The sequence below is a fragment of the Paraburkholderia lacunae genome (genome assembly GCF_003353175.1).
Lineage (GTDB): Bacteria > Pseudomonadota > Gammaproteobacteria > Burkholderiales > Burkholderiaceae > Paraburkholderia > Paraburkholderia lacunae.
This window is the reverse complement of the sequence record NZ_QHKS01000016.1, coordinates 126,746-148,588: the sequence shown is the minus strand read 5'-3', so window position 1 is coordinate 148,588 and position 21,843 is coordinate 126,746. Positions and strand designations below refer to the sequence as shown.

Genomic DNA, 21,843 nt, shown 5'->3' with positions numbered 1-21,843 from the left:
GTGCTCCGCCGGACGAACCGATTCCATTGACGCTCTGGTCATGGTTGTCAAACAACTGCACCACGCAGGGCGCCAGCTGGCGCTGCGCCTCGCCGCTTACTTCCGGCGCTGCGCCTGCGCCGCGAGCCGCACGGCCGCGTTGGCCGCGCCATAGCCGTCGTAGCCGCCGCGCCGCTCGACGATTTCGAGGAAAAAGCGCTGGTCGAGCAGTTCGGTATAGGCGTGGAAAAATTCGCCGCCGCGTTCGTCCCGGTCGTACAGGATGTTGTGGGTGCGCAGCGCGTCGAGCGTCTCGTCTGGCAGCGCGTAGCGGGCGGCGAGATCCTCGTAGTAGTTGCGTGGGATGCGCAGCACCGGCACGCCGTCGGCGACGAATTCGGGGATCGCGCTGAAGATGTCGCCGGTGCTGAACGCGACGTGGTTCAGTCCGGAGCCATGATAGGTGTGCAAGGCCTCGGCCACCGCCGTGTGCCGGTCGACCGACGCGTTCAACGCGATGCGCACCGAGCCGTCGCGGCTGCGCAGCGCGCGGCTGCGCACCAGCCCGTAAGGATCGGGCACCAGCACGCCAGGCTCGGCTTCGAAACCGAAGGCGGTTCTCAGAAACAGCACCCACGTATCCAGCGAATTCGCCGGCACCGACAGGCAGACGTGGTCGATGCGAGTGAGCGGACCCACTTCGCTTGGACCGTTGACGTCGGTCAGGACGAAATCGGCCTCGAACAGCGTGGGCTGGCCCGGCGCTTCGTCGACGAAATAATTCAGGCTGCCGTCGGGCGCCTGCACGGCGCGCAATACGCGCTCGTTCGGACCGATTTGGCCGGAGAACGGCGCGTAGCCGAAACCGGCGGCGCGCTCGAATGCCTGGTTCGCATCGTCGACGCGAAAGGCCGACGCGCACAGCGACAAACCGTGCTGCTGGAAGAACGCGTTGGCGAACGAATCGGGTTCGGCGTTCAGCACGATCGACGCCGCGCCGTGCTGATACAGCGTCACATCTTTCGAGCGATGCTGGCCGGCCTGGCGAAAGCGCAGCTTGCCGAGCCAGTCGACGAGTTGCGCGCGGGTCGCGTGGTCGACGGCGAATTCGAGGAACTGATAGCCGACGTGCGCGGGCACGGCGGGCGGCTGATAAAGCTGCCCGACCGGCTGCTGGGTGGATTCGAGCAGCGCGCGGGTTTGCTCCTCGAGGAACAGCAGTGAACGATGACCGTCCGCGGCGGTGATGGTGGTCGGCGCGGCGCGAAAACCGTCGTTGAAAATTTCGAGCGAAAGGGGACCCTTGTAGCCGGTTTTGACGACCTGCGCGGTAAAACCCGCCACGTCGAAGTCGCCCTGGCCCGGGAAGCAGCGGTAGTGGCGGCTCCATTCGAGCACGTCCATGGCCAGCTTCGGCGCGTCGGCGATCTGCACGAAAGCGATGCGCTCCCCGGGGATGCCGGCGATCGCGTCCACCGAATCGTTCAGCGATAGCGTATGAAAGCTGTCGAGCACGAGCCCGAGATTCGGATGATCGACCGCGTCGACGAGTTTCCACGCATGCCGGTAGGTTTTCACGTGCTTGCCCCAGGCGAGCGCTTCATAACCGGCGATCACGCCGGCTGCCTCGGCCGCGCGGGCCAGCGCGCCGAGCTGATCGATCATCAGCGCGTCGTCGCAAATGGTGTCGGGCGAGACGTTGCTGCACACCAGAATGCGCTCCGTGCCCAGCTCATGCATCACGTCGAACTTGCGCTTCGCACGATCGAGATTGCGCGCGAGGCGCTCCGCACTCACGCCGTCGAAATCGCGGAACGGCTGGAACAGCATGATTTTCAGGCCGAGATCGTCGGCGATGCGCCGCACGTCGGCCGGCGAGCCGTCGAAATACAGCAGGTCGTTTTCGAAGATCTCGACGCCTTCGAAGCCCGCCGCCTGAATCGCGGTCAGCTTCTCGACAAGGGTCCCGCTGATCGAGACGGTGGCAATCGAACGTTGCATGAACGGCTCCTGCAAAAACGGTGAAACGGCGACTGAAGAGGGCGCGGACCGGCGGCCGCGTCCATGCACGCGTACCTTCGTGCCTTGGCGGCGATCATGTTGCGATACGAAAAATGATCTATTTCGTTACCTTAAGCCAGCAAGACGCAGGCCGCAATGGCCCACGCTAGCACAAGTTTCCCTAAGTCTATACAAACTAACTAGATCGTACAAATTCGGATAAACCCCGAATGACGACGACGTGGAATGGGCGCACACTGCACTCACGTTGTAAAAAGGCGGCGCGTCTCGTGGCCCGTTTTATGCCTCACTTCGCAGGAGTCGTTGTCATGAGTTTTGCATCGGTACTGGTCCTGAATGGGCCGAATCTCAATCTGCTGGGCACGCGCGAACCCGCCATCTACGGCTCGGAAACACTCGACGACGTCGCGCGACTCTGCCGCGACGCGGGCGAGCGGCTCGACCTGTCGGTCGACTTCTGCCAGTCGAACGCCGAGCATCAGCTGATCGACTGGCTGCACGAGGCGCGCACCAAGGTCGACGGTATCGTGATCAATCCGGCGGCTTACACGCACACGTCGGTGGCGATCGCCGACGCGCTCAGCGCGATCGAAAAGCCCGTGATCGAAGTGCATATTTCAAACGTGCATCGGCGCGAGGCGTTCCGGCATCACTCGTTTGTTTCGGCGGTGGCCGAGGCTGTCATCATCGGCTGCGGCACGCAAGGTTACGTGCTCGCGCTGGAACGGATGGCAACCATTCTTAAGAATAGGGCGGCTAAATGAACACGAAGTCTTATCTTGTCGGCTTGATCGGTTCGGGGATCGGCGGCTCGCTGACCCCTGCGATGCATGAGGAAGAAGGCAGCCGGCTCGGCCTGCACTATGTCTACCGGCGCATCGATCTGGAAGCATTGAAGCTCGACGTCAGCGCGCTGTCCGATCTGCTGGTTGCGGCCGAGCGCATGGGTTTTAACGGCCTGAACATCACGTACCCGTGCAAGCAGAGCGTTATTCCGCTGCTCGACGAACTGTCCGACGACGCGCGCGCGCTCCGCGCGGTCAACACCGTCTTGCTCAAAGACGGCAAACGCATCGGCCACAACACCGACTGGTCCGGTTTCGCCCGCGCGTTTCAGCGCGGTTTGCCGGATGTGTCGCTCGAGCGCGTCGTGCAGCTGGGCGCGGGCGGCGCCGGCGCGGCGGTCGCCCATGCCGCGCTGACGATGGGCGCGAAAACGCTCACGTTGTTCGACGTGGATGCCGCGCGCGCCGCGTCGCTCGCCGCGGAATTGCAAAAGCGCTTCCCCGCGACGACGGTGAACGCTGGCGGCTCGCTTGCCGAGTCGCTCAAAGCCGCCACTGGCCTGATTCACGCCACCCCCACCGGGATGGCGAAATTGCCCGGTTTGCCGTTGCCGGTCGAATTGCTGCACCGCGACTTGTGGGTCGCCGATATCGTCTATTTCCCGATTCGCACCGCGTTGTTGCAGGCGGCCGAAGCGATCGGCTGCCGCACGCTGAGCGGCGGCGGCATGGCGGTTTATCAGGCCGTCGACGCAATGCGCATCTTCACCGGACTGGAACCGGATGCCGAGCGCATGTACACGCATTTCCAATCGTTGCTGGGACGCTAGTTCGGCAGCCCGCAACTGCCGCACGAGCGCCACACGAGCAGATCAGAGAGAGACCTGGAGACTACATGCCGCAACCCATCCAATCCAATCCCGCCGCCGCACCGCTGCCGGCAAATGCAGCGGCCAGCACCACACGCCGTTCGAGAGCCCGCTTTCAGATTCTCACGCTGCTCGCGGTCGGCACCATGATCAACTATCTGGACCGTACGGTGCTCGGTATCGCGGCGCCGCAATTGACCAAGGAGCTCGGCATCAATGCCGCGCTGATGGGGCTGTTGTTCTCCGTGTTCTCTTGGAGCTATGTGGCCTCGCAGATCCCGGGCGGACTGTTTCTCGACCGCTTCGGCAGCAAGCTCACGTATTTTCTGTCGATGACATTCTGGTCGCTGTGCACGCTCGCGCAAGGGCTCGTGCATAGCATCGGCGCGCTGTTCGTGTTCCGGCTCGGTCTCGGCGTGACGGAAGCGCCGTGTTTTCCGACCAATAGCCGGGTGGTGGCGACGTGGTTTCCGCAGAGCGAACGTGCGATGGCAACCGGCACCTACACCGTCGGCGAATATATCGGCCTCGCTTTTTTCAGCCCGCTGCTGTTCGCGCTGATGGGCGCGTTCGGCTGGCGTTCGCTGTTCTACGTGGTGGGCGGCGTGGGCATCGTGTTCGGTCTCGTGTGGTGGGCCTTCTATCGCGAGCCGCGCGATCATCCGTCGGCCAATAAGGCGGAGCTGGACTATATCGAAGCGGGTGGCGGCTTGACGCATCGGACGAAGGCGGCTGACGCATCCGAGGCTTCCGCCGCCAAGGCCGCGAGCGGCTTCGAATGGCGCACCATTGGCCGCCTGCTCAAGCATCGCCAACTGACCGGCATCTGTCTCGGCCAGTTCGCCGGCAATTCGACGCTGGTGTTCTTCCTCACCTGGTTTCCGACGTACCTCGCCACGGAGCGCCACATGGCGTGGCTGAAGATCGGCTTCTTCGCGATCATGCCGTTCATTGCCGCGTCGATCGGCGTGATGTTCGGCGGCATCTTTTCCGACTGGCTCCTGCGGCGCGGCAAGTCGCCGAACGTGGCGCGCAAGCTGCCGATCATCGCCGGCCTGCTGCTCGCCTCGACGATCATTCTCGCCAACTACGTCGAGAGCAACGTGGCGGTGATCGCGATTCTGTCGGTGGCGTTTTTCGCGCAGGGCATGGCGGCGCTCGGCTGGACGCTGGTGTCGGACATCGCGCCCGACGGCCTGCTCGGTGTGACCGGCGGCATCTTCAATTTTGCGGCCAATCTGGCCGGCATCGTGACGCCGCTGGTGGTGGGATTCATCGTCGCGGCAACCGGCTCGTTTGTCGGCGCGCTGGTGTTCATCGGTGCGGTCGCGTTGATCGGCGCACTGTCGTACATCTTTATCGTCGGCGATATCAAGCGGATCGTGCTGGTGGATTGAGCGGCGCCTGATGCGGTGAAAGCCGCTGCGCAAACCGCGGTGAAAGCCGCGGTGAAAGAACGAAAGGGACGCGGATCGCCGCGTCCCTTTTTTCTATTTCAGCCTTCCTTGCGTACGAAGCGCAGCACGGCGTCGACGATCATCGCGCGATGCCGCGCGCGCAAGCGCGGATGCGACGGATCGCGGCCGAACGCCGTACCGAAGGTATGGCGATTGCCGATGCGGTGAAAGCACAGCGAGCTGATCAGCAGATGCAGGTCGATCGCATCGATGTCGCTGCGAAACTGTCCCGCCGCGATGCCGCGCTGGAGCAGATCCTCGATCGTATGAATGACCGAGGCGTTGCGGCTCTTGAATGTCTTCACCTGCTCGACGTACTTCGCGCCGTGAATATTTTCGATCGTGATGAGACGCACGAAATCGCGCTGACGGTCGTGATAGTCGAACGTGAATTCCACCAGCGCGCGCATGCCCTCGACCGGATCGAGTTCGCTGATGTGCAGATCCTGTTCGAGCGTGCGAATGTCGCCATACACTTTTTCCAGCACCGCCTGATACAACCCTTCCTTGCTGCCGAAGTAGTAGTACAGCATGCGCTTGGTGGTGTTGGTGCGTTCCGCGATAGCGTCGACGCGCGCGCCCGTGAGCCCCATCGCCGAGAACTCCTGGGTCGCGACGTCGAGGATGTTGCGCTTGGTCTGTTCGGGGTCGTACTTGCGTCGGGCGTCGCTACGCCGGGCGTCGGACGGGATGCCGTTGGTATCAGGCTCGGCGGCCTTGCTTCCCTTTTTCATTGTGTATTCGAGCGGCAGTGACGGCGCATTCTAGCATGGCGAAATGGCCGTCCGGAGCGGGTTCCGGGCACAAGCGGCGGCGTATCGGGCGGCATATCGGACGGCATATCGGACGGCATCACGGCGCGGCACGCGGGGCGCGGCGCCGGGCGGCGAGCGCGTCGCGCGTTTGCATCGTGGTATAGGTCAGCTGCGCGGCGGCCAGACCGAGTGCGCCGTACGCGGGCGTCAGCCCGAACGTGGCGAACGCTTCGGGCACCGGCCGTTCGCCGGAGATCGCCGCCGCCAGCAATTCGCCGGAGACGGTGGTCGGCGCCATCCCATGACCGCCGAAGCCGACCGCGTACCAGACGCCGTCCGCGCTGCGGCCGATTTGCGGCATCTTGTGCCGCGCGTAGCTCATCAGGCCGCCCCATGCGTACTCGATACGCGCGTCGCGCAACTGCGGATAGACCTTCAGCAGATCGCGCCGCAGGAGGTGCGCGATGATCTCCGGCGCGCGGTCGCGCACCGAGATGCGGCCGCCCCACAGGATGCGCGTGTCGGGCAGCGGGCGGTAATAGTCGAAGGCGAAGCGCGTGTCGTAGACAGCGGCTGAGGTGTCGAGCGCGTCTTTCAGGCGCGCGCCGAGCGGTTCGGTGGCCATCACGTAGGTGGCAATCGGCAGCACCGCGCGCTCGACCCTGGCATACACGTTGCGCGCGTAGCCGCCACCCGCCATCACGACGTGGCGCGCTTCGATCGCGCCGTGCGACGTGTGCACGACAAAGCCGGCGCCCTCGCGCTGCAAGCGTTTGACAGACGATTTCTCGTAGATCCGCACGCCTGCGCCGGCCGCTGCACTGGCGACGCCGAGTACGTATTTCAGCGGATGAAAATGGAACGCGTTGCGCTCGAACAGGCCGCCGTGATAACGGCTCGTCTTCAGTTGCTCGGCAAGCCGCGCCGCCGCAACGGGCTCCCATTCGACGCCGAACGATTCCTGCATCAAGCGCCGCTGCGTTTCGAGCCGCGCGGGTTCGTCGAACCAGTTGGCGAGGATCACGCCGGCATCCGTCGCGTCGCAGTCGATGCCGTAGCGTTGAATACGTCGGCGCATCAGATCGACGGCGTCGGTGGTCAGCGTATAGAGTTCGCGCGCGCGGGCCGGGCCCAGGGTTTTCAGCAGATCGGCGCAATCGAGGCTGTAGCCGCCGAACACGAATCCGCCGTTGCGCCCCGATGCGCCGAAGCCCGCTTGCTCGGCCTCGAGCACGACCACCTCGGTGACGCCGCGCTCGGCGAGTCCCAGCGCTGTCGACAAACCCGCCAGCCCGCCGCCGATGATGCACACGTTGGCGCTGCGGCGGCCGGACAGTGGAGCATGTTCAGGGCGGGTGACGGTGGCTTCGTAAAAGTTTTGCATGCAGCTAGGTTAGCGGCAATCTCACGCACACGTCCAGCCTTTACCTCGGGTAGCAGCAGCGCGCTGCATGGATGAAGCCATCGACAAAACACAGGCCGGCATCCGCATCCCGCGAATGCCGGCCCGCAAGACCGCTTTATCCAGTTACCTGCCCCAGCGCAACACCAGCGGAGCGAGCCGGCGCGCGACCTTCAGCAAGCCTTCACGCGTGGCCGGATGCATCGGCGGCAATGGATGGCGCACCGCGTCCGAGCGGATCACGCCGCCTTCCTTCATCAATGCCTTGCACGACGCGAGACCGCCCTGGCGGTTCTCGTAGTTGATGAGCGGCAGCCATTGCTGATAGTGCGCGGCGGCCGCTTCGGCATCGCCCGCGGCGTAGGCGTCGACGATCAGGCGGATGCCGTCGGCATAGCCGCCGCCGGTCATCGAAGCGGTTGCGCCCGCATCGAGATCGGCTATCAAGGTGATCGCTTCTTCACCGTCTCACGGACCGACGATCGCATCGCCGCCCAGCTCGATCAGCTCGCGCAGTTTGTTCACCGCTTGCGGCACGTCGATCTTGAAGTACGACACGCTTTGCAGTTCGCGCGCCAGCCGGGCGAGGAACGGCGCGCTGAGCGCCGTGCCGCTGACCGGCGCGTCCCGGATCATGATCGGAAAAGGGAGATGGATCTGGCTGGACTCGACATGCCGGAAAACCCGATTTCAACCGCCTCCACATTTGTGACGGTCGCATTACTGCAATGCAGTCCCGATCGGGTGTCGCTTTTACCTACAGATATCGCCGAAATGTTCGTCCGGCAAAAAATGCTGCGCGCGGTGCCGGTCAAACTGAAGTCGCCTTCGCAGACCTTCGGCATTGTGACGCGCAAGGGCGGCGTGCTCTCGCCGGCGGCCGAGCAGTTTATCCAGTTGTTGCGTGGACAGAAAGTAGCGGAACAAAGTACGCAAAACCGCCTGAAACAACGGTTTTTCGGTGCGTGAAAGGTCCTTAATAGCGCATGGCAATTGGCGCTCCGCCACGCCTCGCGAAAGTGTGTTGCCGCCGCGACACTCTCGGGTAAACCGAACCAAATATGCCCATCGGTTCCGCGCTAAACTGATTCAAAGGTGCGCCTGACTTTGCAGTGTGGCGCCCCTCCTCGGAGAGTAGCCATGAATCGGCCACTGGTTCGGTTTCCGCTTCGCGCGGCGGGTAGGGCACCCGTTTGGAAGTGGCTCAAATGGGGGCTGGCAGCGGCATTTTTGCTTGCGCTGGCGTTCGCGGCACGCTTTTGCCAGGTCGAAATCGAAACCTCGCGATTGCAGGCGCGCTATCTATCCGAACTGACGAGCGATGTCGGTTTCTCCGTCGCCGACGGTCCAAGTCATTCCATCCGCTTTCCGTTAGCCGATCACGGTCCTTACGACAGCCGCCTTGGCTACGCTTTGCTGCCGTCGTTCCAGCAGCGCCTCCTCGAACGCGGCTTTGAAATCCGTTCGCAGGCGCGCGATTCCGAGCGGATGCTGTCGCTGGCGGATTACGGCCTGTTTCTGCCTTACGCCGAAAAAGATCAGGCCGGGCTGCAACTCTTCGACGGCACCGGGACGCCACTCTTTGGTGCACAGTTTCCGGGCAACGTCTATGACGACTTCGACGCGATTCCGCCGCTTGTCGTGAGCTCGCTGCTGTTTATCGAAGACCGCTATCTGCTCGACCCGAATCAGCCGAACCGCAACCCGGCAATCGACTGGGGACGTTTTAGCCGCGCGCTGGCCGACCAGGGCGCACGCGTGTTCAACCGCCATCAGTCGACGCCCGGCGGCAGCACGCTCGCTACGCAGATTGAGAAGTTCCGTCACTCGGCCGGCGGCCGCACGGCAACGCCGCCGGAAAAATTGCGGCAAATCGCGTCGGCCTCGGTGCGCGCCTATCTGAACGGCCCGCAGACGATGCCCGCGCGCCAGCAGATCGTCGTGCACTATCTGAACTCGGTGCCGTTGGCCGCGCAACCGGGCATCGGCGAAATCAACGGGATCGGCGACGGTCTTGCCGCGTGGTACGGACGCGATTTCAACGACGTGAACCGCATCCTCAACGCGCCGCCGACGCCGGATAATCTCGCCGGGCAAGGCATCGCTTTCCGCCAGGTGCTGTCGCTGATGATCGCGCAACGTGCGCCGTCGTATTTCCTGAATCACGGCTATGGCGAGCTTCAGCGTCTGACGGATAGTTATTTGCGCTTGCTGGGGAGCAACGGCGTCATCCCGATCCCGCTGCGCGACGCCGCGCTGTCAGCGCAAGTGGAATTGCACCACGCGTCCAGAACGCAGAACGCGGATTCGTTCGTGGCGCGCAAGGCGGTGACGTCGATGCGCTCGCATCTATTGACCGCGCTTGGCATCCCGAGCTTCTATGAACTCGACCGGCTCGATCTGCAGGCCACGGGCACGCTCAACAATTCTGTGCAGCAGGCGGTCAGCGAACGGCTTGCCGCCGCGGCGACGCGCGACGGCGCCAAAGCCGCCGGCCTGGTGGGATACGAAATGCTGCGCGCGTCGGACGATCCGTCGCGAATCGCCTATAGCTTCACGTTGTTCGAACGGCGCGACGGCGCGAACCTCGTGCGGGTGCAAACCGACAGCGTCAATCAGCCGTTCGATATCAATTCCGGCGCGCGTCTGAATCTCGGTTCCACCGCGAAACTGCGCACTCTCGTGACGTATTTGCAGATCGTCTCCGAGTTGCATGCGCGTTATGCACCGCTGAGCATAGCGGAGCTGAAAGCAGTCAAACCCGATCCCAACGACAGACTGACGCACTGGGCTCTCGACTACCTGTCGCATACCTCGGACCGCTCGTTGCAGGCGATGCTCGATGCGGCCGTTGAACGCAAATATTCGGCGAGCCCCGGCGAAACGTTCTACACCGGCGGCGGCGCGCAGACCTTCAACAATTTCGAAGCCGATGACAACGGCCGCATCCTGACCGTACACCGGGCGTTCCAGCATTCGGTGAATCTGGTGTTCGTGCGCCTGATGCGCGATATCGTCCACTACGAGATGGTTCAGACCACCGGGCCGTCGTCGCAATGGCTCGGCGATCCGGCGGCGCGCAAGATGTATCTGACGCGTTTCGCGGATCAGGAAAGCCGCGTGTACATGAACCGTTTCTACACGAAGTATCACGGCAAGACGCCCGACCAGGCGCTGGCGTTGTTGCTGCTCGGCGTGCGCAAATCGCCGCCCAAGGTAGCAACCGTACTGCGCAGCGTGGCGCCGGATGAATCCAACGCGTGGTTCAACGCGAAGATGCGCGCCGCGTTGAAGAACACGCCGGCCGCTTCCATGCTGGACGACGAGGATCTCGCGAATCTTTACGACAAGTACGCGATCGACCGCTTCAATCTGAACGACCGGGGCTACATTTCGAGCGTTCATCCGCTCGAGCTGTGGACCGTCAACTATCTGCGCGAGCATCCGGATGTGACGCTCAACCAGATTCAGAGTGCGAGCCGCGACGTGCGTCTTTCCACCTACTCGTGGCTCTTCAAGACGCGCTATCACGCGACCCAGGATCGGCGCATCAAGCGGATAGTCGAACAGCGCGCGTTCGATGCGATCGGCAAATCGTGGCAGGCGCTCGGCTATCCGTTCGCGACGCTCACGCCGTCGTATGCGGCGGCGATCGGCGCGTCGGGCGACCGGCCGGCCGCCCTTGCGCAACTGATCGGCGTGATCGCCAACGGCGGCAACAAGGTGCCGACCGAAAGCCTCACGCAACTCGACTTCGCGAAAGACACGCCGTACGAAACGCATTTCAAGCGCGCGGCCGTGGCGCCGCAACAGCAGCTGTCGCCGGAAATTACCGGCGTGGTGAGAGGGCTGCTGCGCGACGTCGTGACGGGCGGCACAGCCAGGCGCCTCGCGCAGGGCATGACCTTCCCCAATGGGCAGACATTCGAGGTGTACGGCAAGACGGGTACCGGCGATCAGCGCTTCAACGTGTTCGCCAAAGGCGCGCGTTTGATCGAGTCGCGCAAGGTGAACCGCAGCGCAACGTTCGTGTTCGTGATAGGCGACCGCTTTTACGGCACGCTGACCGCGTGGGTGCATGAACCCTATGCGGCGCGTTACGAGTTCACGAGCGCACTCTCGGTGCAGCTGCTGAAGTCGCTCGCGCCGGTGTTGCAGCCGTTGCTGGAAGAACAGCCCACGACAACCGCCGCCGTGACGAAGGTCGTCACGCAATGAGCGCTCATTGCGCGCTCATTGCGCGTGTTGAGACTCCCGCAACATAGGATCTGGAACCGATGCACGACGCCGACCTGCACGACGCGCGTCGTCGCGCTCGCACGAAGCGGTGAGCGCGACGACGGTCAATGCAATGGAGACGCGGCGCGCGCGGAGTGCGCCGCGCCGGCTTACTTCGTGACCAGTTCGGCAGCGTGTGCCGGATCGGTCGGCAGGATCAGATGGGCAGGTGCGTGGTGTGCGGCGCGACGCGCCGCGACGAAGTACAGCACGGCGGGTACGGCCAGTCCGACGATCCACGATATATCGGTACCGTCGAGCAGGTCGACGAGCGGCCCCGTATAGAACGCGCTTGAAATGAACGGCAACTGTACGAGCACGCCGACCATATAAACGAGGATGCCGGTTACATTCCAGCGCCCATAGCGCCCGTTCGGATCGTAGAGCGCCGGCACGTCGTAACGGTCGCGGGTGATGAAATAGTAGTCGACCAGGTTGATCGCGCTCCACGGCGTGAAGAACGCGAGCAGGAACAGGATGAACGAGGAGAACTCCTTCAGGAATGCATGGCGGCCGGCGAGAGCAAGCCACATTGCTATGCCGACCATGCCCAGGATATAGGCGAGTCTGCTGCGTCCCGACAGGCTTTTTTCGCCTCGAAATCCACTGATGACCGTCGCGATCGACATCACGCTGCCGTAAGCGTTCAGCGTAGTGATGGTGATCTTGCCGAAAGCGATGGCGAAGTAGAGCAGGGCCGCGATCGTGCCGGTGGAACCCAGGCCGACGACGAACGACACTTCATGTCCCGGGAACTGCTTGCCGGCGAGCGCGGCGGCGAACACGCCGAACACCATCGAGACCTGCGCGCCGATCACCGCGCCGAGTGAAATAGCCCAGAAGGTTTTGCGCGGGGACGTCGTGCGCGGCAGGTAGCGCGAATAGTCGGCAACATAGGGACCGAATGCGATCTGCCACGAGGCGGACAAAGATATCGCGAGCAAAAAGCTGCTGAGCGTGAAGTGACGGTTGGCGAGCAGTGCGGAGATATCGTGCCCAATGAGGAGTTGGGCGAACATGTAGACAAACGCAAGGACGCCGACCACGCTTGCGATCCGTCCAACCCCGTGAATCACGCGATAGCCGATCACCGTGAATGCGACGATGACCGCGGTGAACACGACGATCCCGACCGCGTCGTCCACGTGCAGCAATTGCGCGACGGCCTGGCCGGCCAGCACGGAACCGCTGGCGGAGAACCCCACATACATGATGCAGACGAGCACGATGGGAATCACCGCGCCGTAAACGCCGAACTGCACGCGGCTCGAAATCATTTGCGGCAAGCCGAGTTGCGGACCTTGCGCGCCGTGAAGCGCCATGACCCCGCCACCGATCATCTGTCCCACCAGAAGGCCGATCAGCGACCAGAACACATCGCCGCCCAGAACCACAGCAAGCGCCCCGGTGACAATGGCCGTAATTTGCAGATTGGCCGCGAGCCACAGGGTGAACTGGCTGAAGAGGCCGCCATGACGTTCGGCGTCGGGAATGTAGTCGATGGTGCGGCGCTCGGCGATGACGCGAACTCGCGCGCCGTCATTGGAGACAGACATGGAAATCCTCTTAACCAGGCGCCGCGTCGTTCGCGTGCCGCCAATTCTGGACAATCGACCGATCGCAGTTTCGCGGGTCTCCCGATCTTCGCCACCGGACGGCAGCTGACGATCCGATGTGGACTTTATGCGAATCAAAATGTCTAGACAAGTTAACTTCTCTATCGTTTACCCGAAAGGTCAACTGCTCTTCGAGTCGATAGAACGCGCTTGCCAAGCTTACGCATAAAGGAAAAATACGTGTATTTCGAGTCTTTTGGGGCGGCGCGCGCCGGCAGACAAATATTCAATTTGTCTATACAAGGCTAATTTCGCGAGGGTTTGAACCGCCCGCGCGGCGCCACGTCAGCAGTTTGCTGCGCACACGCGTTTGTCGAGGGCTCGGGAACCATTAAATATGGTCGGAACACTTATCTGCGAGCCTCATGGACAGCGCGCACAGCGTCAACGTGCAGTTGACCGTGCCGGCGCTCGCCATCGTGCCGCTCGACGCAATGGCTGCTACCGCCGTCTGGCTAGCTTGAATCTCAACAGACCCTAGTAATCGGCGTCTACCGCCGGCTTGAGAAACAGTTCATGCACCGGCGCGAAGTGCGCGTAGAGCGGCAGAATCGCGCCGCCCATTGCGCGCGCATCGGCGCCGATGGTGCCTTCGAGCAGTTGCGGACGCACCATGCCTTCCCACTCGAAACGATCGAGCACACGCTCGGTACGGCGGATGATTTCGCGCACCAGCTGCCGGTCGAGTTCGCCGTCGATCACGACCGCTTCCAGGTCGAGCAGCGCCGCGGCATTGGTCAGCGCGTTGGCGATCGCCGGGCAGGCGGTGTCGAGCCACTGCTCGGTCTGCCGCCACCACTCCGGCGACAGCGCGCGATGGTCGTGCGCCGCGGCCGGCGGCGCACCCGCATCGCTCAACAACTGTTCGAGCACGAAGCCGGATGCCGCGTGCAGCAATTGCCGGGCAGGCTTGTGCGCAGTGCCGTCGCGAAGCGGAATCGAACCGACGGCGCCGGCGTTGTCATGCGGTCCGCCGTGCAAACGACCGTCGATCACCAGCCCGCCGCCGATAAACGTGCCGACGAACAGATACAGAAAATTGTGAATCCCGCGGCCCTGGCCCATCACGAGTTCGGCGGCGCAGGCGGCGGTGGTGTCTTTGGCGAACTCGACGGGCAAACCGGTCATCGTTGCGACGCGGCTGCGCAAGTCGATTTCGTTCCAGGCTTCCAGAGCGTCGGGCGGCGCGCCGAGAAAGTCGCGCCAGCCGCCGAGCCACAGCGGCGCGGCCACGCCCACGCCGACCACCTTGTTCGCTTTCGCGCCGAGCGTCTGGTTCACGCGCGCCAGTTTGCTTTCGAGCGCGGGGAACAGGGTGCGCGGATCGGGATAGGCGTACTCGAATACATCGCGGCTCACCACGTGGCCCGCAAAATCCATCGCCAGCACGTCGAGACTGCGGCGCCCCACCTTGACGCCGATGGTGTAGGCCCCTTCGGCATGCAAGGCGATCGGCACCGAGGGCTGACCGATCCTGCCGCGCACGCGCGCCTGCTTCTCGAGCAGGCCGTCTTCGATCAGGCGCTCGACGATCATCGAGACCGTCTGCATCGACAGGCGCGTGAGGCGGCCCACCTCGGCTTTGGGAAGCGGTCCGTGCAAGCGGATCGTCTGCAACACGATCCGCTCGTTGAACTGCCGCATGCCGACCTGGTTCGAACCGATCGTGCGTTTGAGGCGGGAGCGGGTGCTGGTGGATTCCATCGTCGTGTGCCGCCGCTCAGCTGGATGAACACATTATGCAATCGCCTTGACGTCCGCTGCCTTCGCGCCCGTCATGATCGCGACAGCCTCGGACATGTGGATGTCTTTGGTGTTGACCAGCGCGGCGCGCCGGCCTAGCCGCTGAATATGAATGCGGTCGGCGACTTCGAACACGTGCGGCATGTTGTGGCTGATCAGGATCACCGGCAGACCGCGGTCGCGCACGCGCCGGATCAGTTCGAGCACCATGTTGCCTTCCTTCACGCCGAGCGCGGCGGTGGGCTCGTCGAGAATCACCACGTGCCGCGCAAATGCCGCGCTGCGCGCCACCGCCACGCCTTGACGCTGACCGCCGGAGAGGGTCTCGACCGCCTGGCGCATCGAGCGGATGCCGATCTGCAAGTCTTTCATATGCGAGGTCGCTTCCTCCAGCATGCGGCGCTTGTCGATCATCTTGAAGAGCGAACCGCGCCAGCCGGGCTTGAGCAGTTCGCGGGCAAGGAACAGGTTTTCGGCGATGCTCATTGCGGGCGCTACCGCGAGTTCCTGATACACGGTTTCGATGCCTTGAGCGCGTGCATCCAACGGGCTGCGGAATTTGACTGGCTTGCCATCGAGCAGAATCTCGCCTTCATCCGGCACCGTGGCGCCGGAAAGGGCCTTGATCAACGACGATTTGCCCGCGCCGTTGTCGCCGATCACGGCGAGAATCTCGCCGGGCAGCACTTCGAAATCGCAACCGTCGAGCGCGGTGACGTTGCCGTAGCGTTTGACGAGTCCGAGCGCCTGCAATACGGGCATCGCGGCCGAAGCGGAAGTAGGTGTAGGTGTCGACATGACTGGCTCCTGTCGGCCTGAGTTAGCGCTTTAGCGCTTACTCAGGCCCCATGCAACGCTGTCGGCCTGAGTTAGCGTGTCGACCTGAGTTAGCGCTTTAGCGCTTACTCAGGTCCCATGCAACGCTGTCGACCAGAGTTGGCGCTTCAGCGCTTACTCTGGTCCCATAGCGCTTACTCAGGCCCCATGCAAGATAATTGCGGTTGGATGATCAACCGCGACGATGAGAGAGTTTGTCCGCGGCGACCGCGAGAATCACCAGCATGCCGGTGATCAACACCTGGTAGACGGAAGAGACGCCGATCAGCGTCAAGCCGTTGCGAAACACGCCGACGATCAGCGCGCCGAGCAGCGTGCCGACAATCGACCCGCGTCCGCCGAACAGACTCGTGCCGCCCAGCACTACCGCGGTGATGCTGTCGAGATTCTCCGTTTGCCCGGCCTGCGGATCGCCGACGCCGGTGCGCGACACCGACAGCAGCGCGGCGATGCCGTAGATCGCGCCGGCCAGCGAGTACACCGTAAGCAGGATTTTCTGCGACGAGAGGCCCATCAGGCGTGCGGCTTCGGCGTTATTGCCGAGTGCGTACAGATGCCGGCCCGGGACCGTGTCGCGCAACACGAACCACGTCGCCAGATACATCAACAGCGTGAGCACGGTGCCGTACGTGACTTCGGCGGGGCCGAGCTTGAAGGTGTTGCCGAAGAACATGATCGCGTCCGGGAGGTTCGACACGCTCTCCGCATTCGAATAGATCTGCGTGAGCGCGAAGGCGATGTTCAGCGTACCCAGCGTGACGATGAACGCGGGCAGCTTGATGCGTGTGATCAGCACGCCGTTGAGCGCGCCGAACAACGTGCTCGCGGCGATGCCGCACAGAATCGCGAGCACCGGCGGCACGCCGAGCGTGACCGCGAATTTGGTCATGATGATCGAGCCGAACGCCATCACCATCCCGCATGACAGGTCGATGCCACCGGTGAGCACGATCAGCGTCTGGCCGATCGCGATGACGGCGACCACCATGGTCTGCTGCAGGATCAGCGACAGGTTCTGGAACGACAGGAAGCGGCCGCTCTGCGAGATGAAAAAGGCGCAGGCAAGCACCAATGCGATCAGCGGGCCGATTTCGGCGAGCGACGGCAAACGGTCGGTCAAGTGGCGCGAGTGGCCGGCAGGCGCGGAGGGAGTCGACATGATGGGTGTCCTCGATGCATAAGCGTGGCTGACAGGCCGCGCGGCAAGTCTGGTGGCGGCCCAGCGGGCGGGCCGCCGTACTGTGTTGCGTTACTTGTTGCCCCAACAGTTGTCGAGGCCGAACTTCGAGTCCTTGCTGTCGACGCCGGACATCGCCTTATCGGTGATGAGCGTGACGCCGGTGTCCTGGTAGCCGGAGACTTTCTTGCCGGTCTTCGCGTAGTCGACGCCTGCCGTCACGCCGAGCGAGGCCATCTTCAGCGGATACTGCTGCGACGTCGCGGCGATCGCGCCGGCCTTCACGTTGCGCACGCCTTCGCAGCCGCCGTCGATCGAGACGATCATCACGCTCTTGTCCTTGCCGGCAGCTTTGAGCGCACGATAAGCGCCGGCCGCGGCAGGTTCGTTGATCGTGTAGACGACGTTGATGTCGGGCGACTTCTGCAGGCAGTTTTCCATCGCCGTCTGACCCTTCGACTGGTCGCCGCGCGTGTCCTGGCTGCAGACCACCGAGGGATCGCCTTCCTTCACGCCGAAGCCTTGCAGGAAGCCGTTATGGCGCAGCACGCCGACCGATACGCCGGGTGCGAGATCGAGGGTGGCGATCTTGGCGGGCTTGCCGTTCAGCGCGGCCTTTGCGTATTGACCGATCAGCACGCCGGCTTTGAAGTTGTCGGTGGCGAAGAGGGCGTCGGTGGCGTCTTGCGGATCGGTGGGCGTGTCGAGCGCGACCACCATCACGCCGGCGGCGCGCGCTTTCTTGATGCTCGGCACGATGGCCTTGGTATCGCTCGGCGTGATCAGAATCGCTTTTGCGCCGGCCGTCAGCATGTTTTCGATCGCGGTGACCTGGCTTGCGTTGTCGCCGTCGAACTTGCCGGCCGCGGTGAGCAGCTTGGCGCCGTCTTTCGCGGCGGCGGCTTCGGCACCCTGTTTCATCTTCACGAAGAACGGGTTGGTGTCGGTCTTGGTGATGAGGCCGACGACCGGCTGATCGGCGGCGTGGGTGGCGCTCGCGCACCACACGGCGGACGCCGCGACGCACATCGACACGATTTTCCTGGCGACGGGATGCCTGCGGGAATTCAGATTCATGAAACGCTCCTCCGGTTATTGGCAACGATGTGGTGAACGCGGGCGGTTGGGCACGCGAGCGCTGCGCGTTTGCAACCTGGTGCGACTCGATGGCAATCCGAATCGGACCACCTAAATCATTCGAGTTGATTTAATAAAGCAGGCGCGTGGGCGCTCGTCAAGAAAGCGATCAGCTGGGAGGATGACGCGCCGGTTTCGTCGGAATGGCGGTACGACTTATCTGGCGAGGCTTTGGGGGAGTGGTGCACTGCAAGATGGAAGCGCCGGGATTGGGGAAAGTCCTGGCTCGATCGAGAGTTAACTGAATGCTGAATGGGATTTTCGCGAGGGGTTAGCCTCTTATCGATCCGACAGCAAAAAGAGCGGCCGGTCGTCTGCGCGGCAAGTGAGATTCAGGCCGCTTTCCCATGCAACCGTCATTGCATGGGTGACCTCGGCAAACTCGGGATGCGCGGCGGCATAGTCGTGCAGTTCAGGCGTGGCTTGCTGAACGCCGTGCGCGACTGCATCGAGCGCATGGCGAACGCGCGCGGCGGACAGATCGCAGGCCAGCCGGCCGAATTTCATCAGCTCGCTGTGCTTCGGATAACGGCTCGTACCGTTGAGCGTCAGAGCCATCGGGTCATTGGGGATATAGGCTTGCGTACACACGATGTCGAACGCGGGCGCAAGACGAACGTCTTCGAGCGGATCGTCATACAGGACGCCGAAGTTTTTTAGGTGCGCGTCACCGTTACGCAGCGCGCAAGACAGCGCGACCGACGTAAAGAACTGCGACAGCGCTTCAGCCTTGTTTTGCGGCGAAACCATCTCTTTGATGCGCCTGGCGATACGCTCGTACGTGGACTCGTATTTATCGCTAGTCGGCATCACATAGAGGGAGCAGAAGTCCTCGAAGCCGCGATAGTGACCTTCCGGCGCCAGATCGAAACGTTCTACGATCAGCAGCGCGCCATCGTCGGATAGCGATACACGCGGCACAGGCAATCCCGCAATCTCCGCGGCGCGCATGCAGAAGAACTCGTTTGCGGCCAGCCCCGGAAAAACGGCCGGGTCGAACGACTTGACGATGTGCGTGGTGCCGCGCACCGCGAGATGGTTCGGCCGGGTCTCGTCTACCGCGCGCACGAGTACTTTGGGTTGCACGCCGGCGACGCCGGAGTAGGTCGCATATTCCTCGAAGATGTTTTCGAGCAGACCCTCCGTGCCGGGCTTCGCGAGCAGGCTGGAGAGTTGCAGGTTGGGCGCCGCCTCGACACGGGTCGAAGTCTCCGCGTAGCGAAGGCGGCCGATCTGCGAATGCCCGACCACCTGAAGAACCGAGAACTCGTCGGGGTAGGCTGCGGTTCCGCGCAGCATCCGCATCACTCTGTCGAGCAGATAGCCTTCCGGAATGTTCGACTGGAAGATCGGATGCAGATGGCTGTAGATCTTGAACTGGTCGGGTCCGACCGGCATCATCAGCGACACCTTGTCTGCCGGTGTCGCCTCAGGAAGATAGTTGAAGACGTAACAATTGGCCTCGAGCGCGCTTCGGTCAAGGATGCCGATCGGCTTGCTATTGTTGAAGACGTACATGATCAGTCCCGCTGCGCCGAGGTACGCGTTGCATTGAGCGTTGCCAGCTTCAGGCGCTCATTCTCGGCAAGCTGCTCATCCCAACTCAGCAGCTTTTGCTCTCGCGGCCGGACGACCAGTTCCAGGTTGAGCTGATCGCAAAGCGCCATGACTTTTCGGATGCCGACTTCGCTGACCGTGCCGTTCTCGATGCCCGAAATGGTGGCCCGGCTCATTCGCAACGGGCTGCCAGCCAGCTCCTGGCTCAGGCCCTTCGCCTTGCGGGCGGCACGAATCGCTTTGCCAATTTCACTGAAGTCCATGATTGCACCGTATGTAATGCATAAAATTTTAAGATGCCTGAATTGATGCATCTTTAAGATCTTTGTGCATTATATTTGATGCAAAATGGAAATCAAGATTAACGAATCATATACGATGCATTTGTAACGAAATTGGTCATATTTTTTTAGAAATGCACCGTATATGATGCAATTAAACTCGGCGATAAGTGCTTCGTGACCGATACGCACCGAGCACTGGACCTGCTCGCCGATCGTCACGGTTTCCCCAAAGTGCATTGATGAAACAGGCGCGCGTGCTCCATACATCGAACTGATTTGCATATCTGAAATGGTCGTTTTGCCGGCGTGTCGAGGGCCTTTAGGATGGCCTGATTTTCGGTCCCTCACGCGAAGCTCAACATCATGTCTACCGTTGCCTATCCGTCGAGTGCAATCGACTCCTCAGCCGCGCACACTGCCGGTGTTTCCGCTTCCCACATCATCCGCTCCGCGCAAGACGTGTCGCGTCTTGTCAACGCGGGCGCCGCGAAAGGCAGCAATGCGCGGGTGGTGATCGCCATCGCGTTGGGCGGCGTGTTTCTCGATGCCTACGATCTCACCTCGCTCGCCTACGGCGTGAAAGACATCGCGCGCGAGTTTGCGCTGAGTCCGGTGCAGGTCGGCTTCCTGTCGTCGGCGATTACGTTCGGCGCGATTCTCGGCGCATTGTTCGGCGGCTATCTGACCGACCGCATCGGACGATACCGGGTGTTCATGGCCGATATGCTGTTCTTCGTGGTCGCGGCCATTGCCGCCGGACTCGCGCCGAACGCCTGGGTGCTCGGCGGCGCGCGCTTCCTGATGGGCTTCGGCGTGGGGCTCGACTTGCCGGTGGCGATGGCTTTCCTTGCGGAGTTCTCTCGCGTGGCGGGCAAGGGCAACAAGGCGGCGAGTGTCGCCGCGTGGTGCCCGGCGTGGTATGCGGCCACCAGTACCTGCTATGTGCTGATCCTCGGGCTCTACGGGATTTTGCCGGATGCGCATCTTGGCTGGCTGTGGCGCCTGACGCTCGCGTTCGGCGCGGTGCCGGCGATCGTGATCATTCTGGTGCGAAGCCGCTATATCAGCGAATCGCCGGTGTGGGCCGCCAATCAGGGCGATCTCGAAGAAGCCTCGCGGATTCTGAAGCGTTCATACGGCATCGACGCCGTGGTGGAGCACAGCACCGAGCCGGTCAAAGCGCCGCGCGCCGCGTCGTGGCGCAACTACGGCGTGCTGTTCAATGCGACGTACCGTCGCCGCACGATTCTTGCCGCGGTGATCGGCAGTGCCTCGTCGTTCGGCTACAACGCGATCATTTTCGGCTTGCCGGTGATCATTGCGAGCTTCTTCCATCAGGGGCCGCTCACGACGATCATCGCCGCGCTGGCGTTGAATCTGGCGTTCGCGTTCGTCGGCGGCCTGATCGGCGTAAAGACTGCGCCGAGCGTCGGCGCGTGGAAGATGACCGTATTGGGGCACTCGCTGCAGTTCGTGTCGCTGATCGGTCTTGCCTTGATCGGCAAGCCGGGCAGCGGCGTGCTGGTCGTGCTGGCGATTCTTTTGCTCGGCGCCTACCTGTTCGGGCAGGGCTTCGGCCCAGGCTCCCATTCGATGACGTATGCATCGCTGAGCTATCCGACCTCGTTGCGCGGTATCGGTGTCGGTTTCAATCAGACCCTCGTGCGGTCCGCATCGACGATTTCGCTGTTTCTGTTCCCCGTGCTGGCTGCCGCGCTCGGCACCAAGGTGTTTTGGGTCATCGCGATTGCGCCGCTGACGTCGCTGCTGTTTCTTTCGCTGATTCGCTGGGAACCGTCGAATTACGACATCGACGGCGAGGACTATCTCGTGCCGGCGGATACGCGACTCGATGCAGCAACGCTACCGCGTGTGGTCATGCCCAATCGCGACGGTTTTGTCGCCGATTAGCGGCCGGGGCGGCTGTAACGAGGACACGCGGGTC

Annotated in this window: 15 protein-coding genes and 2 pseudogenes; 6 read left to right on the top strand and 11 right to left on the bottom strand. The window is 62.7% G+C overall.

Going from position 1 to position 21,843, the window contains the following annotated elements:
• Positions 1 to 96: 96 nt before the first annotated feature.
• On the bottom strand, positions 97 to 1,980 hold the full coding sequence (locus tag DLM46_RS23925; protein ID WP_115104523.1) for a bifunctional sugar phosphate isomerase/epimerase/4-hydroxyphenylpyruvate dioxygenase family protein: 1,884 nt from the start codon (positions 1,978 to 1,980) through the stop codon (positions 97 to 99).
• Positions 1,981 to 2,309: 329 nt separating this feature from the next.
• Here DLM46_RS23925 and aroQ point away from each other — a divergent pair, with 329 nt between their 5' ends.
• From aroQ to DLM46_RS23910, 3 genes are all read left to right on the top strand, one after another.
• Positions 2,310 to 2,765: a type II 3-dehydroquinate dehydratase gene (gene aroQ / locus DLM46_RS23920; protein WP_115104521.1), complete on the top strand. Its 456-nt coding sequence runs from the start codon at positions 2,310 to 2,312 to the stop codon at positions 2,763 to 2,765.
• The gene (locus tag DLM46_RS23915) at positions 2,762 to 3,616 is read left to right on the top strand and encodes a shikimate dehydrogenase (protein WP_115104520.1); all 855 of its coding nucleotides are present in this window, start codon (positions 2,762 to 2,764) and stop codon (positions 3,614 to 3,616) included. The genes aroQ and DLM46_RS23915 overlap by 4 nt, the downstream gene beginning before the upstream one ends.
• Positions 3,617 to 3,681: 65 nt before the next feature.
• Positions 3,682 to 5,052: an MFS transporter gene (locus DLM46_RS23910; RefSeq protein ID WP_115104517.1), complete on the top strand. Its 1,371-nt coding sequence runs from the start codon at positions 3,682 to 3,684 to the stop codon at positions 5,050 to 5,052.
• Positions 5,053 to 5,150: 98 nt separating this feature from the next.
• Here DLM46_RS23910 and DLM46_RS23905 read toward each other — a convergent pair whose 3' ends face one another.
• The 3 genes and pseudogenes from DLM46_RS23905 to DLM46_RS23895 form a co-directional block, all read right to left on the bottom strand.
• On the bottom strand, positions 5,151 to 5,846 hold the full coding sequence (locus tag DLM46_RS23905; protein WP_115104515.1) for a TetR/AcrR family transcriptional regulator: 696 nt from the start codon (positions 5,844 to 5,846) through the stop codon (positions 5,151 to 5,153).
• Positions 5,847 to 5,964: 118 nt separating this feature from the next.
• The gene (locus DLM46_RS23900; protein WP_115104512.1) at positions 5,965 to 7,251 is read right to left on the bottom strand and encodes an NAD(P)/FAD-dependent oxidoreductase; all 1,287 of its coding nucleotides are present in this window, start codon (positions 7,249 to 7,251) and stop codon (positions 5,965 to 5,967) included.
• Between the two features lie 144 nt (positions 7,252 to 7,395).
• Positions 7,396 to 7,920 (bottom strand): annotated as a pseudogene (locus DLM46_RS23895) (dihydrodipicolinate synthase family protein); the annotation flags it as partial.
• Between DLM46_RS23895 and DLM46_RS23890 the strand changes: the two are divergent.
• Positions 7,912 to 8,238 (top strand): annotated as a pseudogene (locus DLM46_RS23890) (LysR substrate-binding domain-containing protein); the annotation flags it as partial. The pseudogenes DLM46_RS23895 and DLM46_RS23890 sit on opposite strands and share 9 nt — an antisense overlap.
• A gap of 171 nt (positions 8,239 to 8,409) precedes the next feature.
• On the top strand, positions 8,410 to 11,487 hold the full coding sequence (locus tag DLM46_RS23885) for a transglycosylase domain-containing protein (protein WP_115104510.1): 3,078 nt from the start codon (positions 8,410 to 8,412) through the stop codon (positions 11,485 to 11,487).
• Positions 11,488 to 11,657: 170 nt separating this feature from the next.
• Here DLM46_RS23885 and DLM46_RS23880 read toward each other — a convergent pair whose 3' ends face one another.
• The 7 genes from DLM46_RS23880 to DLM46_RS23850 all read right to left on the bottom strand — a co-directional run bounded on the left by DLM46_RS23880 (position 11,658) and on the right by DLM46_RS23850 (position 19,877).
• Entirely contained in the window at positions 11,658 to 13,103 is a 1,446-nt protein-coding gene (locus DLM46_RS23880) for a purine-cytosine permease family protein (RefSeq protein ID WP_115104508.1), read from the bottom strand.
• A 537-nt stretch (positions 13,104 to 13,640) separates the two neighbouring features.
• Positions 13,641 to 14,867 carry an ROK family transcriptional regulator gene (locus DLM46_RS23875; RefSeq protein WP_115104505.1) on the bottom strand — a complete coding sequence of 409 codons (1,227 nt, stop codon included), beginning with the start codon at positions 14,865 to 14,867 and terminating at the stop codon, positions 13,641 to 13,643.
• A 33-nt stretch (positions 14,868 to 14,900) separates the two neighbouring features.
• Positions 14,901 to 15,704 carry an ATP-binding cassette domain-containing protein gene (locus DLM46_RS23870; RefSeq protein WP_115104502.1) on the bottom strand — a complete coding sequence of 268 codons (804 nt, stop codon included), beginning with the start codon at positions 15,702 to 15,704 and terminating at the stop codon, positions 14,901 to 14,903.
• A 211-nt stretch (positions 15,705 to 15,915) separates the two neighbouring features.
• A complete protein-coding gene (locus DLM46_RS23865) occupies positions 15,916 to 16,902 on the bottom strand; it encodes an ABC transporter permease (protein WP_115104500.1) in 987 nt (328 codons plus the stop codon).
• Between the two features lie 90 nt (positions 16,903 to 16,992).
• Positions 16,993 to 17,997 (bottom strand): sugar ABC transporter substrate-binding protein, encoded by a 1,005-nt coding sequence (locus tag DLM46_RS23860; protein ID WP_115104497.1) that lies wholly within the window; start codon positions 17,995 to 17,997, stop codon positions 16,993 to 16,995.
• Between the two features lie 339 nt (positions 17,998 to 18,336).
• Positions 18,337 to 19,575, bottom strand: coding sequence for a type II toxin-antitoxin system HipA family toxin (locus tag DLM46_RS23855; protein WP_115104495.1), 1,239 nt, complete (start codon positions 19,573 to 19,575; stop codon positions 18,337 to 18,339).
• Between the two features lie 2 nt (positions 19,576 to 19,577).
• On the bottom strand, positions 19,578 to 19,877 hold the full coding sequence (locus tag DLM46_RS23850; RefSeq protein ID WP_115104492.1) for a helix-turn-helix domain-containing protein: 300 nt from the start codon (positions 19,875 to 19,877) through the stop codon (positions 19,578 to 19,580).
• Positions 19,878 to 20,261: 384 nt separating this feature from the next.
• Between DLM46_RS23850 and DLM46_RS23840 the strand changes: the two genes are divergently transcribed.
• On the top strand, positions 20,262 to 21,809 hold the full coding sequence (locus DLM46_RS23840; RefSeq protein ID WP_244306346.1) for an MFS transporter: 1,548 nt from the start codon (positions 20,262 to 20,264) through the stop codon (positions 21,807 to 21,809).
• Positions 21,810 to 21,843 lie beyond the last annotated feature (34 nt).